Annotated in this window: 11 protein-coding genes; 8 read left to right on the forward strand and 3 right to left on the reverse strand. The window is 71.5% G+C overall.

All coding sequences use genetic code 11. The annotated features are described in order from the left end of the window. Window positions 1–110: 110 nt before the first annotated feature. The 6 genes from ACFY32_RS27900 to ACFY32_RS27925 all read left to right on the forward strand — a co-directional run bounded on the left by ACFY32_RS27900 (window position 111) and on the right by ACFY32_RS27925 (window position 6783). Window positions 111–683 (forward strand): hypothetical protein, encoded by a 573-nt coding sequence (locus ACFY32_RS27900; RefSeq protein WP_359200727.1) that lies wholly within the window; start codon window positions 111–113, stop codon window positions 681–683. Then, on the forward strand, window positions 680–2005 hold the full coding sequence (locus tag ACFY32_RS27905) for a peptidoglycan-binding protein (RefSeq protein WP_390675604.1): 1326 nt from the start codon (window positions 680–682) through the stop codon (window positions 2003–2005). Before ACFY32_RS27900 ends, ACFY32_RS27905 begins: the two co-directional genes overlap by 4 nt. Then, complete coding sequence (locus ACFY32_RS27910) at window positions 2002–2727, forward strand: ABC transporter ATP-binding protein (protein WP_359200731.1); 726 nt, start codon at window positions 2002–2004, stop codon at window positions 2725–2727. The genes ACFY32_RS27905 and ACFY32_RS27910 overlap by 4 nt, the downstream gene beginning before the upstream one ends. A gap of 23 nt (window positions 2728–2750) precedes the next feature. Next, on the forward strand, window positions 2751–3980 hold the full coding sequence (locus ACFY32_RS27915) for an ABC transporter permease (RefSeq protein ID WP_359200875.1): 1230 nt from the start codon (window positions 2751–2753) through the stop codon (window positions 3978–3980). A gap of 325 nt (window positions 3981–4305) precedes the next feature. Next, window positions 4306–4521: an MbtH family protein gene (locus tag ACFY32_RS27920; protein ID WP_359200733.1), complete on the forward strand. Its 216-nt coding sequence runs from the start codon at window positions 4306–4308 to the stop codon at window positions 4519–4521. A 48-nt stretch (window positions 4522–4569) separates the two neighbouring features. Next, entirely contained in the window at window positions 4570–6783 is a 2214-nt protein-coding gene (locus ACFY32_RS27925; protein ID WP_390675641.1) for an ABC transporter ATP-binding protein, read from the forward strand. 65 nt (window positions 6784–6848) lie between these two features. Here the strand turns inward: ACFY32_RS27925 and ACFY32_RS27930 are convergent, their stop codons facing one another. From ACFY32_RS27930 to ACFY32_RS27940, 3 genes are all read right to left on the reverse strand, one after another. Next, complete coding sequence (locus tag ACFY32_RS27930; protein WP_359200737.1) at window positions 6849–7487, reverse strand: sulfotransferase family protein; 639 nt, start codon at window positions 7485–7487, stop codon at window positions 6849–6851. A 70-nt stretch (window positions 7488–7557) separates the two neighbouring features. Further along, window positions 7558–8598, reverse strand: a complete 1041-nt coding sequence (locus ACFY32_RS27935) for a type III polyketide synthase (RefSeq protein ID WP_390675605.1) — start codon at window positions 8596–8598, stop codon at window positions 7558–7560. A gap of 5 nt (window positions 8599–8603) precedes the next feature. Then, complete coding sequence (locus ACFY32_RS27940) at window positions 8604–10145, reverse strand: arylsulfotransferase family protein (protein ID WP_390675606.1); 1542 nt, start codon at window positions 10143–10145, stop codon at window positions 8604–8606. Window positions 10146–10535: 390 nt separating this feature from the next. Between ACFY32_RS27940 and ACFY32_RS27945 the strand changes: the two genes are divergently transcribed. Next, on the forward strand, window positions 10536–11540 hold the full coding sequence (locus ACFY32_RS27945) for a ParB/RepB/Spo0J family partition protein (protein WP_359200743.1): 1005 nt from the start codon (window positions 10536–10538) through the stop codon (window positions 11538–11540). A 634-nt stretch (window positions 11541–12174) separates the two neighbouring features. Then, window positions 12175–15300, forward strand: coding sequence for an AAA family ATPase (locus ACFY32_RS27950; protein WP_390675607.1), 3126 nt, complete (start codon window positions 12175–12177; stop codon window positions 15298–15300). Window positions 15301–15445: the final 145 nt, after the last annotated feature.

Consider the following 15445-nt stretch of genomic DNA (forward strand, 5'->3'; position numbering starts at 1 on the left):
GGGGGCCGGCGGCGCCCTTTTCCGTTGCCTCTTGGTTCCTCATCGGTCTCTCATGCACGGGGGGTCGCCTGTATCCCCGGTGTGACCTGAAGGGCCGTAAAACATAACCCATGTTCACGACACGAAAGCGCGCCTCAGCGCATACGCTGCTCGCTGTTTCCGCCCTCTTCGCCGGGGCACTGCTCACCGGCTGCTCGTCCGACGACGACTCCGCCGACAATGTGTCGTCCGACTCGAGCGCCTCACCCAAGAGCGGCTTCGACCAGGCGGTCGCCCACGCCCAGTGCATGCGGGAGAACGGGGTACCCGGTTACCCGGACCCCAAGCAGGACGCCAACGGGCGCGTCAACATCCAGCCGGGTGAGGGCGTCGACCCGAACTCCCAGGAGTTCAAGGACGCCAGCGAGAAGTGCCGCGACCTCCAGCCGCAGGGCAACGGCCCCGCCGGCGGCGCGGAGATCGACCCCGAGAAGGTCGCGGAATGGGCGAAGTGCATCCGTGAGAACGGCGTGCCGAAGTTCCCGGACCCGCAGCTCAGCGGCAACGAGCTGAGGATCGACGCCGAGGCGGCCGGGATCAGCCCGCAGGACGACTCCTTCTCCAAGGCTCAGCAGGCCTGCCAGGACAAGTTCCCCGGCGGCATGCTGCGGCTCCAGGGTCCGGGTCCGGGTGGTTCCGAGTGACCGCCCCGGACGGGACCGGTGAGCTGCGCGGGCAGCCCGGTCCGTCGTCCGCGGCGCTGGAGGTCCGCTCGGCCGGCGAGGTCGCCCCGGAGGAATCCGGCGGCGAACCCGGCGTCCCCGTGGTCACGGACGACGGTGCCGGCACCGCGGACGGCCCGGACCACGCCCGGCGCAAGCGCCACCGCCGCACCTCCCTGATCGTGGCCGTCGCGATCGTGGTCGCGGCGGCCGCGGGGCTCGCCGCGACGGGGGTCCTCGGCGGCGACGGCAGCGACACCGCCAGCGACGCCCCCTCCGGCCCGGCGGCGACCGCCAAGATCCAGCGCACCACGCTGACCAGCACCGAGACGGTGGACGGCACCCTCGGTTACGGTGCCGAGACCACCGTCCGGGCCCCGGCCGGCTCCTCCTCCGACAGCGGCCAGTCCCAGCCGGGCGGCGGCCAGGCCGGACAGGGCGCCGCCGACTCCGGCAGCGGCGCCTCCGCCGGCATCGTCACCTGGCTGCCCGAGGACGGCACGACCATCGAACGCGGCGAGTCCGTGTACAAGGTCGACCAGGAGAAGGTCCCGCTGCTCTACGGCTCCACGCCCTTCTACCGCACGCTCCAGGACGGCAGCGAGGGCAGCGACGTCAAGATGCTGGAGGAGAACCTCTCCAAGCTCGGCTACGACGGCTTCACCGTCGACGACGAGTACACCTCCACCACCGCCGCCGCCGTCGAGGAGTGGCAGGAGGACCTCGACCGGGAGGAGACCGGCAAGGTCGAGGCCGGGGACGCCGTCGTCGCCGACGGGGCCCGCCGCGTCGACAAGACCCTGCTGTCGCCCGGCGACGGCCTCAGCGGGGACATCCTCACCTGGACCGGCACCGAACGGCTCATCACCGTCGACCTGGACGTGCAGTACGAGGACTCCGTCAAGGAGGGCACCACCGCCACGGTCACCCTGCCCGACGACACCTCGGTCACCGCCGTGGTGTCGGATGTCGGGACGCCCTCCACCCCGAGCGACGACTCCTCCGACAAGGAGTCCAAGACGGCCACGCTCCCCGTGGAGCTGACGGTGAAGGACCAGAAGAAGCTGGGCCGCTACCAGGCCGCCTCGGTCGACGTCGAGCTGAAGGACGAGACCCGCAAGGACGTCCTCGCGGTGCCGATCAACGCCCTGCTGGCCAACAGCAAGGGCGGCTACGTCATCGAGGTGGTCACGGCCGACGGCACCGAGTACCGCCCGGTGGAACTCGGCATGTTCGCCGACAACATGGTCGAGGTGTCCGGCAAGGGCATCACCGAGGGACTGGTCGTGGGGGTCCCGGAGTGACCGGCCTCGCCCACCCCGTCGTCGAACTCACCGGGGTCTCCAAGACCTACGGAGACGTGACCGCCCTGAGGTCGGCGGACCTGGTCATCCAGCGCGGCGAACTCCTCGCGGTGGTGGGCCCGTCGGGCTCGGGCAAGTCCACGATGCTCAACATCATGGGCACCCTCGACCGCCCGACGGCCGGCCGGGTACGCATCGCCGGTCACGACGTGGAGTCGCTGACCGACCGTGAACTGTCCGCGCTGCGCGCCACCACGATCGGCTTCGTCTTCCAGCAGTTCCACCTGGCGCGGGGCGTCCCCGCGCTGGACAGCGTCGCGGACGGACTGCTCTACAGCGGCCGGCCGCGGCGCGAGCGGCGGCAGGTCGCCGAGCGCGCGCTGCGCCGGGTGGGCCTGGGCAAGCGGCTCCACCACGAGCCGCACCAACTGTCCGGCGGCGAGAAACAGCGTGTCGCCATCGCCCGCGCGGTGGTGGGCGATCCTCCGCTGCTGCTGGCCGACGAGCCCACCGGCGCACTGGACTCCCGCTCCGGCGCGGTCGTGATGGAACTGCTCCACGAACTGCACGATGCCGGCACCACCGTGGTCGTCATCACCCACGACCGGGACATCGCGAGCGCACTGCCCCGCGAGGTCCGGGTCAGGGACGGACTGATCGAGCACGACACCGCCGTCGGCGCGGGCTCCACCGCGCTGATGCCCGAGGGGGCCGCACAGTGAGCGCACCGCACGCCACCACGGAGATGTCCCCGGTCCCGGAGCCGGCGCTGCCCCCGCCGCCGCGGCCCCGGGCGGCCCGGATGAGCGCCGCCGACGTGATCCGCGTGGGCGGCTGGGGACTGCGTTCGCGCCCGATGAGGGTGTTCCTGTCGGCGCTCGGCATCGCCATCGGCATCGCGGCGATGATCGGCGTGGTCGGTATCTCCACCTCCTCCACCGAGGACCTCAACCGCCGGCTGTCCGCGCTGGGCACCAACCTGCTCACGGTCAGCCCCGGTACGTCCTTCGCGGGGGACACCGCCCACCTGCCCAAGGCATCCGTCTCGATGATCGGCAACATCCCGGACGTGGAGTCGGTCTCCGCCATCGGCGGCACCGATGCCAAGATCTACCGCAACGACCACATCCCGGAGGCGGAGTCGGGCGGTCTCACCGTCAACGCGGCCCGCACCGACCTGCCCCGGTCCGTGGGCTCCGAGGTCGTCGACGGGCAGTGGCTGAACGCCGCCAACAGCAAGTACCCGGCGGTCGTGCTCGGTTCGGTGGCCGCCAAGCACCTCGGCATCCACGCCGCGGGGCCCGACTCGCGGGTCTGGATCGGCGACCAGTGGTTCACCGTGGTCGGTCTGCTGGCCCCCAACGAACTCGTCCCGGACCTGGACTCCTGCGCGTTCGTCGGCTGGACCGTCGCGGAGGACGAGCTGGGCTTCGAGGGATACCCCACGACGATCTACACCCGGGCCGAGGAGTCGGCGGTCGAGGACGTCCAGACGATCCTGGGCGCCACCGCCAACCCGGAGAACCCCAGCGAGGCGGACGTCTCCCGGCCGTCCGACGTACTGGCCGCCAAGGAGGCCACCGACGACGCGCTGAGCGGTCTGCTGCTGGGCCTCGGCGGAGTCGCCCTGCTGGTCGGCGGGGTCGGCGTCGCCAACACCATGGTCATCTCGGTGCTGGAACGCCGGGCCGAGATCGGTCTGCGCCGTTCGCTGGGAGCCACCCGCGGCCAGATCCGCACCCAGTTCCTCGCCGAGGCGCTGCTGCTGTCCGCCCTCGGCGGGCTCGGCGGAGTCCTGCTCGGTATCGGCGTCACCATCTCGTACGCCACCTACCAGGGCTGGGCGACGGTGGTTCCGCTGTGGGCCATGGCCGGCGGCATCGGCGCCACTCTCATCATCGGCGGACTGGCCGGCTTCTACCCCGCCGTCCGGGCCGCCCGGCTGCCTCCCACGGAGGCCCTGGCCACCACGTGACCAGCCCTCAGAACCGCGGTGCCTCCGTCGCAATCCCCCGCCGACGGGGGCACCGCTCTGTGCGTCGAGGGGCCGGCCGGCCCGTCCAAGTGCCCGGACCGGCCGGTTGGACAGATGCCGGGTCCGCCGGAGCTGTGTGATTCTGGGCCCCGGGAAACCCCCAGCGGCACCGGATCTTCCTCGCCGAGAAATCGGATCGTCAAATTCCGCGCATCGTCCATTTCTTTGCCATTCCTGATCCGAATGCCCTGTCCTTGTTCGCCCTTTGGGCGGTCGGATACCGTGTTTCACGCATCGACGTGAAAACCGATTGGCGGGAGCAGTCATGGCGAACCCGTTCGACGATGAAAACGGCACTTTCCTGGTTCTGGTCAACAACGAGAACCAGCACTCCCTCTGGCCTGCTTTCGCCGAAGTTCCGGCGGGTTGGCGAGTGGTATTCGGGGAGAACTCGCGCAAGGAATGCATGGAATACATCGAGGAGAACTGGACGGACATGCGTCCGCAGAGTCTCATCGACCGTATCGAAGCGGCCCACTGACAAAGGCCACCCGACAGTGACGACGAAACAGAGGTGGTATCTGTGGCCATGATGGGTGGCCCGGGGCCGATGATCATCACCGGAGACGGGCCCGACTCCTCAGTGAAGAACCAGAGAGCCAAGCCGGGCACCGCGAAACGGGTCATTCCCTACACCCGGGCGCACCGCCGCAGCATCGGCTTCCTCCTGATCCTCACCACGCTCAACGCCGGCTGCGCGGTGGCTCCGCCACTGCTGCTCAAGTACCTGATCGACGACGGAATCCTGGCCGGGGACACCTCGGTCGTCATCTGGCTCTCCGTGACGGTCGGGATCGTCGCCCTGGTCGCCGCCATCGTCGGACTCGGCGAGGCCTGGTACTCGGCCCAGGTCAGCGAAGGGCTCATCTACGACCTGCGCACCAAGGTGTACGACCACGTACAGCGCCAGCCGCTGGCCTTCTTCACCCGCGCCCAGACCGGCGCCCTGGTCAGCAGGTTGAACACCGACGTCATCGGCGCCCAGCAGGCGGTCACGCAGTTGCTGTCCACTGTGGTGTCCGCCGGCCTGACGATGCTGTTCATCCTGGTCACCATGTTCTACCTGTCCTGGTCGGTCACGCTGATCTCCCTGGTCCTGGTGCCCTTCTTCGTCCTGCCCGGCAGGCTCATCGGACGCCGCATCCAGGGGCTCGTCCGCCAGCACATGCAGGCCAACGCCGACATGGGCTCGATGATGCACGAGCGCTTCAACGTCAGCGGCGCGCTGCTGGCCAAGCTCTACGGCCGGCCCGACAAGGAGACCCGCGCCTACGCCAAGCTGGCGGCCCGGGGACGGGACGTGGGCGTACGCAACTCCGTCTCCATGAAGATGATGTTCCTCGCCACCATGCTGGTCAGCTCGATGGCCACCGCGGCGGTGTACGGCATCGGCGGTGTGCTGTCGATCGACGGTTCCTTCCAGATCGGCACCCTGGTCGCCCTCGCGACGCTGCTCACCCGGCTGATGGGCCCGGTCGGGCAGTTGTCCAACGCCCAGGCCGACGCGATGACGGCGCTCGTCAGCTTCGACCGGCTCTTCGAGGTGCTCGACCTCAAGCCGCTGATCGCCGAGAAGCCCGGCGCCGTCGCGCTGCCGAGGGCCCAGGGCGAGCACGTGCAGGCACCCGAGATCGAGTTCCAGGGCGTGTCCTTCCGCTACCCGAAGGCCGCCGACGTCTCGCTGGCCTCCCTGGAGTCCATCGCGATGCCCTCGCACGACCGCGACACGGACAACGACTGGACGCTGCGCGACCTCAGCTTCACCGCGCCCGCCGGCAAGCTGACCGCACTGGTCGGCCCGTCCGGCGCGGGCAAGACCACGCTGACCCACCTGGTGCCCCGGCTCTACGACCCGAACGAGGGCGTGGTGCGCATCGACGGCCACGACCTGCGGGACCTGACGCTGGAGTCGCTGAACAACACGGTCGGCATGGTCACCCAGGACTCGCACCTGTACCACACCACCATCCGCGAGAACCTGCTGTACGCCCGCCCCGACGCCACCGAGCAGCAACTGATCGAGGCGTGCCGGGCGGCGCAGATCTGGAAGCTGGTCGAGTCGCTGCCCAACGGCCTGGACACCATGGTCGGTGACCGCGGCTACCGCCTGTCCGGCGGTGAGAAGCAGCGCATCGCGATGGCCCGGCTGCTGCTGAAGGCGCCGCCGGTCGTCGTCCTCGACGAGGCCACCGCGCACCTCGACTCCGAGTCGGAGGCCGCGCTCCAGCGGGCCCTGAAGACCGCCCTCGCCGGACGGACCTCGCTGGTCATCGCGCACCGGCTGTCCACGATCCGGGACGCGGACCAGATCCTCGTCGTCGACGAGGGCCGGATCGTGGAGAGCGGCACCCACGAGGAGCTGATCGCCCTCGACGGTCTCTACGCCGAGCTGTACCGCACCCAGTTCTCCCGCCGGCCCGCCCTGAACGGCGACGAGCCGGAGCCCGAGCGGGTCCCCGAACCGGCGGGCGCCCCGGGCCACTTCATGGCCGGACCGGGCGGTCCCGGCCCGGTGTTCCACGGCCCCGGTCCGGGCGGTCCCGGCGGTCCGGGCCCGGTGTTCCACGGCCCCGGCCCCGGCGGTCCCGGCGGCCCCGGTCCCGTCTACCACGGTCCCGGACCCGGCGGGCCCGGCGGTCCGGGCGGTCCCGGCCCGGTGTTCCACGGCCCCGGCCCCGGTGGTCCGGGCGGACCCGGCCCGGTGCGCCGCGGCCCGGGGGAGCCGGGCCAGCACCCCTCGTAGCACCACCGGACGTAAAACGTCCCCGGCGGGAATCTCCCGCCGGGGACGTCTTGCGTTCAGGTCACTCAGTGGGCCGCCCGGCGGTCCTCCATGAGCCGGGCGAACGCGGCCTGGTCATTGCTGCGCGGGAACGGTTCGTCGGGCACCGGCACGTCGAGGAACTCGCACAGCGGCTCCCAGCCCTGGCCGACCTCGAAGACCAGCAGCCGCTTCGGGTCGATCTCCCGCCGCACCGCGGCGATGTGCCGCTCGAACACCTCGATGGCGTACTCCTTGTCGCTGAACCGGCCGTCGAAGACGCCGTTCCAGACGACGTCCAGCGACATCTGCCGTACCTCGGCGAAGACCGGATCGGCGTCCTCGGGCAGCGGGGCGGTGGCAGCGGCGTGGATGCTGCTCGCGGCGCTGGCGTACCAGGACTCCGGGTCCCGCACGGTGAGGATCACCTTGGCCTCCGGGTACGCCTCGGTGATCTCGCGCCAGAACGCGGCGCCGGGCCAGTCGACGCTCGACCGGTACCCGTCGTACGCCTGCGTCCAGTCCACCGACTCGCCCCGGGCGGCGGCCCGCCACAGCACGAGGGCGTCCGGACACTCCAGGAGACGCAGCATGTGATGACAGGGCCCGTAACCGAGCCGTTCGAGTGCGGTTCTCAGTGACAGGGTTCCGGTACGGCCGAATCCTGCGCCGAAGATCTCCAGCATGGTTCCTCCTCGTAGGGACGGGAGTGCGGTGGTGGGTGCGGGTGGGAGTGCGGGTGCGGCGGCCGGCGGCTCAGGAGCCGCACAGCAGGACCGCCCAGATCGTGGCGCCCGGACCGAAGGCCAGGACCACGCCGTACTCGCCGGGGCCCAGCGGCCGGGTGCACTGCAGTCGTCCGAGTACACCGAGCACGGCCGGAGCCGCGGTATTGCCGTACTCGCGCATCACCGACCGGGCCACGGCCACCGAGTCCGCCGGCAGGCCGATGGCCTCCTCAACCCGGTCCAGGATGCGCCGCCCGCCCGGGTGCACCGCCCACCAGGCGACGTCCTCCCAGGCCAGGCCGTTCCTGGCGAGCAGTTCCTTGGCCGGCAGGCCGACCGCGGAGGCGACCACGTCGGGCATGGTCGGCGCCAGCCGGATACGCAGCCCCAGGTCACCGAGGTGCACCTGGAGGTCCTCGGCGTGCGCGGGGACGGTCAGTTGCTCGGCGTCGACCACCCGCGATCCGGGTGCGCCCGGCGCGTCCGGCCGCAGCACGACCGCCGCGGCACCGTCGCCGAACAGGGTCAGCACGACCGCCGCCTCCTTGTCGTACGGCGGTGGCTGGAGGTGCGGCGAGAACAGGTCGACCGCCAGCAGCACGGCGGGCCGGCCGCGCGCCGCGACCCAGTTGGCGCAGGTGGTCAGGGCCGGTACGGCGGCGTAACAGCCCATCGGGCCGAGGGAGAGGATCTCCGTGTTCTCCCGCATGCCGAGCGCCGGCGCGAGGGCGTCCAGGCCGGGAGCGGAGTGGGTGGTGGTGGTGACGGTGGCCAGCATGCCGACGTCCTGCGGACGCAGCCCGGCCGCGCCGAGGGCCTCCCGTACCGTCGCCGCGCCCAGTCGGGTGGCCTCGGTGAGACTGCGGTCCATCCGCTGCCGGGTGGACCACTGCCGGGGGTCCTCGGTCCGCGGGTCGACCGCCATGCCCTTGGTGGTGATGGCGGAGTTCTCGACGACCCGGGCGACGGCGTCACCGCCGGTGTCGCCCGCGACATGGTCGACGAGGTCCGCCATGCTCACCAGCGGCGGGGTGCGGAAGGCGATGTCCGTGATGCGCGCGTGCGGCATGGCGGTCATCCGTCCTGGTCCGCGCCGGCCGGGGTGACGGCCGAGGTGCCGATCACCTTGCCGCGGGCGTCGAGGGCCTGCACCTGGAGGCGGTCGGCGTCGCGGGCACGGGCGGGCACGGTGATCGGGGTGTCGAACCCGTCCCAGGCCGCGGTCGCGACCGGCTTCAGGGAGCCGGAGGCGCCGCCGGCCAGCAAGCGCCAGCGGGACACGTCCGTGGCGCCGTTCCAGTTGGCCCGGACCTTTCCGTCGGCGACGTCCTCGGTGAGCAGCTTGGGCTTGGTCAGCGGCTTGCCGTCCCAGTCGAGGCGGTAGGCGCGGTAGCTGCTGCTCGTCTCGTCGAACGGGAAGGTGGCGTCGAACAGCAGCTTGCCGTCGGGGGAGAACTCCGAGATCCGGCCGGGCGTGGCGGCCGCCCAGTTGACGAGGGTGTTCCCGTTGGGCAGGCTCTCGGCGCCGCCCTCGCGGAGGGTGGACATCAGGTCCGGGTGGGTGAGCTGGCGCACCAGCGAGGCGGTGCCGCGCTTGGGGTCGATCTTGATCCAGGCCACCCGCGACTCGTATCCCTTCAGTCCGTTGAAGGTGGCGTTGTCGAAGATGCGGTACGTGTTCGCGCCCACGGCCCGTACGTCGTGCTGCCAGTTGAAGCGGGCGCCCACCCCGAGCCGGAAGTCGCTGTTGCGGCCGCCCAGACGCCAGATGATCTCGCCCGTGTGCCGGTCGACCTTGTAGACCGTGCTGGCCGCGTAACCGGAGATGAGCAGGTTGCCGTCGGTGTCGATGCCGACGGAGTTCACGTGCAGGAAGTCGAAGGCCATCGGGGCGCCGACCCGGGCCCGGCTGTCGGAGTCGGTGAGCGGCACGTGCTCGGAGGCGCTCCAGTCCAGCAGTTTCTTGCCGGTGGCGATGTCGATCTCCTGGACGACGCTGTCCAGGACCGTGCCGTCCTTGTCGCCGCCCACGCTGCTCAGGTCGAGCGGCTTCTCCTGGTAGCTGATGACCAGCGCGGTGCCCTGGGGGGTCAGCAGGAACTCGTGCAGGTCCAGCACCTCGCCGGTGTCCGGGGTCTGGACCGTGGCGATGATCTCGTAGTTCTCGTTGGCGATGTAGCCGATGCCGTTGCCCTTGCCGGTGTTGGTGGCCTCGCCCTCCCACCAGGTCAGCACCTTCTCGCCGCGGTACTCCTGGACCCGGAAGTTGGTGGCGAAGGCGGTCGTGGGCAGTTCGCGGAACCAGATGGGGCGGCCGTGGTCGTCGATGATCTGCGGGCCGCGGGGGTCGTCCGTCAGGGCCTGCGGTGCGATGAAGAGGTCCCCCCGGGCCAGTCCCGGGCGGCGGACCTGTATGTCGGGGGCGGGCGGTTCGGTCACTCCGGTGCCGGCGAGGTCGCCGGGCTGCAGGGCGCCGGCGGCGGCCTCGGAGACGATGGGGGAGCTGATGACGACGGGCGTGGCCCGTGCGTCCGGCACTGTTCTGGAGGAGGTGGAGGCGACGGCCAGCAGGGCGGTCGTCGCCAGGACGGTCAGAGTGTGGGAACGGTAGGTCATCCGCTGCTACTCCAAGTCGGAGAAGGTGGAGGGAGACGTTCGATGTACCGGAACCGGTTCTAACAACACTTTGGTCACAACACCGTCACAGGTGAGGTCCCCGCACGGCGGCCCCTCCCGTTCCGCCGCAGGCCGTGGGGACGCCGCGGCCGGCGTCAACCCCTTAGGGGTCGCCGCGGCAGACAGGGGTTTCGGCCAGGAAACCGGCCTGATAATTTCGGGCGTGTCTTCGGAGAGCGCAATTCCGCTGTACAGCACGTCGTTTACCGAATGAATTCCGCAACTCTTGGGGAGAGAGCGTTGATTCGCTGCGGAAGGCATGGTGGGGCAGAAGTATCTCTCGCGGACGGCGATCGTCGGCCGCACCAACGGGGTGAGTGAGGAGCCGGGGTGGAACCCGAAGAGGAGGAAATCAATCAGCAACCGCTCGTGGAGATCGAGATCAGCTCGCTGAGCCTGGCAGGATCGCCACGGTCGGCAGGGGAGTCGGCGGAGCACATCGAGGCGCTGGCCGCGGCCCAGGAGCCGCTGCCGCCGATCACGGTGCACCGGCCGACCATGCGGGTCATCGACGGTTTCCACAGGCTGAAGGCGGCCCAGTCGCGGGGGGACGGCACGATCGCCGCCCGGTTCTTCGACGGGGACGAGGCCGCGGCGTTCGTCCTGGCGGTCAAGCTCAACGTCACACACGGTCTGCCGCTGACGCTCGCGGACCGCAAGCGCGCCGCGGAGCGCATCATCACCTCGCGGCCGCAGTGGTCGGACCGCAAGGTCGCCTCGGTCACCGGGATCTCCCCGGGAACCGTGGGCGATATCCGCAGGCGGGGCGGCCGGGAGCCGGAGGCGGTGAGTCGCCGGCTGGGTCAGGACGGCCGGCTGCGTCCCGTCGACGGCAGCGCCGGCCGCATCATCGCGGGGGAACTCCTCACGGAGAACCCGGAGCTGTCGCTCCGTCAGGTGGCCCGCGCGGCGGGCATCTCGCCGGAGACGGCCCGTGACGTACGCAACCGGCTGCGCAACGGCGAGGACCCGCTGCCCCGGCAGCACCGTCGCCGGAAGGACCCCGAGCAGGGGCGGGACGTCGTGGTCCGCAAGGGATTCAGGGCCCTCGGACTCGCGCGGCCGGCCGGCCGGGGACAGCCGAGGGCGGTCCCGGACCGGGCGGCGCTCGTGAAACGGCTGAAGGACGATCCGGCGCTCCGGTTCACCGACACCGGCCGGAATCTGCTCCGGATACTGGCGCTGCACTCGCTGAGCAAGGACGAGTGGGAAGCCATCATCGACAACGTTCCGCCGCACTGCAGCAACATCATCGCCGATCTGGCGCGGCAGTTCGCCGATCTCTGGTCGGAGTTCGCCGTCCGGGTCGAGGAGGAGGTCGCACAGATTAGCTGAGCCCGGCTCACCGCCGGGCACCGACCGCCGTGAGAGAAATTTTCTCGCGGCGGTTTTTCCATGGGCCCATTCACGGACGGAGCTGATCATTCCTGTTCCGGTCGGACCGGTCCGGTAGTACGCATGCGAACTTCGGTGCCGCGGATGTCGCGCGGAGGGCCCGCCGCGTTTCACAGGAAACACACAGGATGGCCGAAAAGTATCGTCCCAATCGAACGTCTTATCTGTTTCCCACGGTAAGCGCGGGCGGCTCCGGGCGTTGGGAACCGGCCGGTTGGCCTGGGGGGACTGGGCCGGGTGCCGGGTCAGGGTGCCAGGCACGGCCAATTCCGCTCCCCGGTCAAGGTGAGGGATCAGGACATTCTCCTGCCGAAGGCGGGCCGATCGCATCCGATCGGGGCAGTTAAGAAGTGCCCGCACCAGCTCGAATTGGATGCTATATTTTTTGGCCGAGTCCGGCTCTTCGGATCGATATCGGAGACCGCCCCCCACCTCCGATATCACCGCAGGTCAGCAGCCACTATCGCTTTTCTTCTCAATTGCTGGACACTTTGCAAGCCGACGGCACCGGTCGAACGGCGCCGACGGGCGTGAACTCCACGCCGCGAGGCGTGCGGAAGGTACGGGGGTGCCTGTGAATCTCAGTGACCGAGATGCAGAACTGCGACTGCTGAAGCGTCGCTACGCGGAGTCCACCAAGGGCCGGGGCGCGGTCGTCGTCGCCGACGGACCGGTGGGGTGCGGCAAGACGGCACTGATCCGTCCCTTCGCCGACTGGGTCACCCAGCAGGGCGGCTACTTCCTGCCGCTGACCGCCTCGGCCGGGGAACGGCTCGACCGGCTCGGCCTCGTCGACCAGTTGATCGACGCGATCCGCGCCATCGGCATGATCGGCGAGCAGTTCCCGCCGGGCGGCGGCACCGCCCCGGCCCCGGCCGTGCCGGGCGGCGACGACAGCCGGGCGCTGCTCACCCTGATGCAGTGCATCCACCGCGCCGTCACCGGTGTCGCCCGGCGCCGGCCGCTCGTCATCAGCGTGGACGACGCGCACTTCGCGGACGAGGCGTCACTGCGATGTCTCAGATACCTGATACGGCGTATCGACTCGGCGGCCGTCCTGATCGTCCTCACCGAAGCGTCCTGCCACGAACGGGCGCTCGCCGACTTCCACGCGGAGATACTGCACCTTCCCCACGCGCACCGGATGCGTCTGGGCCCGCTCACCCCCGACGGGGTCGCCGGGCAACTGGCGCTGCACCCGGGCATCGGTTCGGCGGCACGGGAGAACGCCGAAACGTGGGCCCGGACCAGTGGCGGCAACCCACTGCTCCTGCACGCGCTGATCGAGGACGTCACCGAACGCGGGACCCGGCCCGGCGCACCGGGAACGGGCGGTCGGACACCGGAACCCCACGCGGCCGGCGCCCCGGTGCCCGGCAGCTCCTTCCGCCGGGCCGTCCTGCGCTGTCTGCACCGCTGCGAACCCGCGCTGCTCGCGGTGGCCCGCGCGATCGCGGTGCTCGGCGAATCGGCCACCCCGTCCCTGATCGCCGGGCTCCTCGGCGACCACGCCACCTCCGTCCGCCGGAGCCTGGCCGACCTGCGCGCCGCCGGACTCCTGGAGGACCTGAGGTTCCGGCACGAGCACGTCCGGCCGGCCGTGCTCGGCGACATCCCGGCCCAGCAGCTCGGCGCGCTGCGTGCGCGGGCCGCCGAACTGCTCCTGGAGAGCGGTGCCGCCGCCGCCGCGGTCGCCGACCAGTTGCTCGCCGCCGGTGACCCGGCCGGTGCCCCCTGGCAGCCCGGCATCCTCATCGAGGCCGCCCGCGAGGCCCTCAACGCCGGTGACATCACCGCCTGCGTCGAGTATCTGCGGCACGCCTCCGGCATCTGCGCGGACGCCGTGCAGGAGGCGGAGGTGACCGCCGCCCTGGCCGAGGCCCAGTGGCTCATCGACCCCGCGAAGGCGTCCCGGTACCTGCCCCAGCTCAGCCGCATGGTGCGGGCCGGGCTGCTCACCGGCCCCGAGGCGCTGGTGCCGGTCCGCCAGCTCATCTGGCGGGGCGAGTTCGGCCGGGCCGACGCGCTGCTGCGGACCGTCGAACGGCAGGCCGCCGCCTCGGGGGCGGACGTCTGGGACGGCACCGGACGGCCCTCCTCCACGGTCCGCCCCGACCTCGCCCTGGTCCGCCTCGGCCTCTCCTTCTGCTGTCCGGGCCTGCGCCCCGGCATGACCCCGCCCGGCCCGGTCACCCCGTCCGGCGCGGTGACATCGCTGGGGTCGGTCACCCCGTCGGGCGCGGCGGCACCCCTGGGCCCGGTCGGCCCTCCCGGCGCGGCGGCACCCTTCGGCGTGACACCCCCGCCCGGCTCGCTCACGCCGCCCGGGACGGCGCCCGCCACCTGGGCAGCCCCGGCCGACCCGGCCACGTCCGCCACCCCGGACACCTTCACCGGCGGAACCACCCCGCCCCGCCCCGCGGCAGGCCCCGCACCGCTCCCCCCGCCCGGTGCCGAGCCCCCCGAGCCCGCCCCCCTCTCGCCGCGCACCTTCCTCGCCCTCTCCGCCGGGCTCACCGGGGACGACGGGGACCGGCTCGCCGACCGGGTGCTGGGGGCCGCGCGGGCCGACACCTCCGTCGCCTCGGTGCTGGCCGCGCTGGTCCTGCTGGCCCACACCTACCGCCTGGAGGAGGCCGGTGACTGGGCGGAGAAGCTGCTGCGGGAGCCCTGGAACCGGGGCGTGCCGATGCGCCGGGCGCTGCTGGAGACGGCCCGCGCGGCCCTCGCCCTGCGGCGCGGGGACGCGGCCACCGCGAGCGAGGCCGCGCGCACCGCCCTGAGCCTGGCCACCCCCGAGGCGTGGGGCATCGCGATCGGGCTGCCGCTGTCCCTGGCGGTCCGGGCCGCCACCGAACTCGGCGACCTGGAGACCGCGCGGTCGTACCTCGATCTGCCGGTGCCGGTGGCCATGTTCGGGACGCCGTTCACCCTGCCGTACCTCCAGGCGTTCGGCCGCTACCAGTTGGCCATCGCCCGCCCGCGGGCGGCCCTGCGCAACTTCGAGTCCTGCGGGGAACTCATGGTCAAGTGGAAGCTGGACGCGCCGGAGTTCGTGGACTGGCGCAACGACGTGACCGCCGCCCTGCTCACCCTGGGCGACCCGCACAAGGCCCGCGCCATGACCGTGGAGCACCTGGCCCGGCTCGGCGAGGGCCCCGGCCACGCCCGGGGCGTCGCGCTGCGCCACCTCGCGGCGGTCAGCCCGCCCCGGGACCGGCTGCCGCTGCTGCGCGAGGCGGTGCGGATACTCAGAGCCTGCGGCGACCGGCTGGAGACGGGCCGGGCGCTGGAGGAGCTGGAGGCCGCGCGGACCGCCGTGGTACGCCGGGACCTCCCGCCCGAACTGCCCCGCCCCGTCGCCTCGCTGTGGACGTACCTGGACGCGGCGCGGGACACTCCGCACGTACCGGCCGCCCCGGCGCGGCGCTCGCGCGGCGGACACCCGGGACGCCGGTCCGCCCCGGACGAGGCGCTGGCGCCGCCGACCGGACTGACCGAGGCCGAACGGCGGGTGGCCGCCCTGGCCGCGGCCGGCTGCACCAACCGGGAGATCGCCGACCGCCTTTTCATCACGGTCAGCACCGTGGAACAGCATCTGACCAAAATCTACCGGAAGTTGAACGTGCGCAGCCGCGGTGAACTTCCGGCGTCGCTCGCCCGTCTCGGGGAAGCCTCCTGCTCACCGAACGGACGATGAGGAAGGCGCCCGTCCAACCGTGGATACCGCGCTGTTGGACAGCGTTGTGACCGTGGTCGGGAACGTGTGATCCTGGCCGCCGAAATCACCCTGCCATAACCGTTCCGTACGGGGGGAAATCCATGACCGGAAGCCGTCCGGAAGA

It is taken from the genome of Streptomyces sp. NPDC000134 (genome assembly GCF_042899225.1).
Classification (GTDB): Bacteria; Actinomycetota; Actinomycetes; order Streptomycetales; family Streptomycetaceae; genus Streptomyces.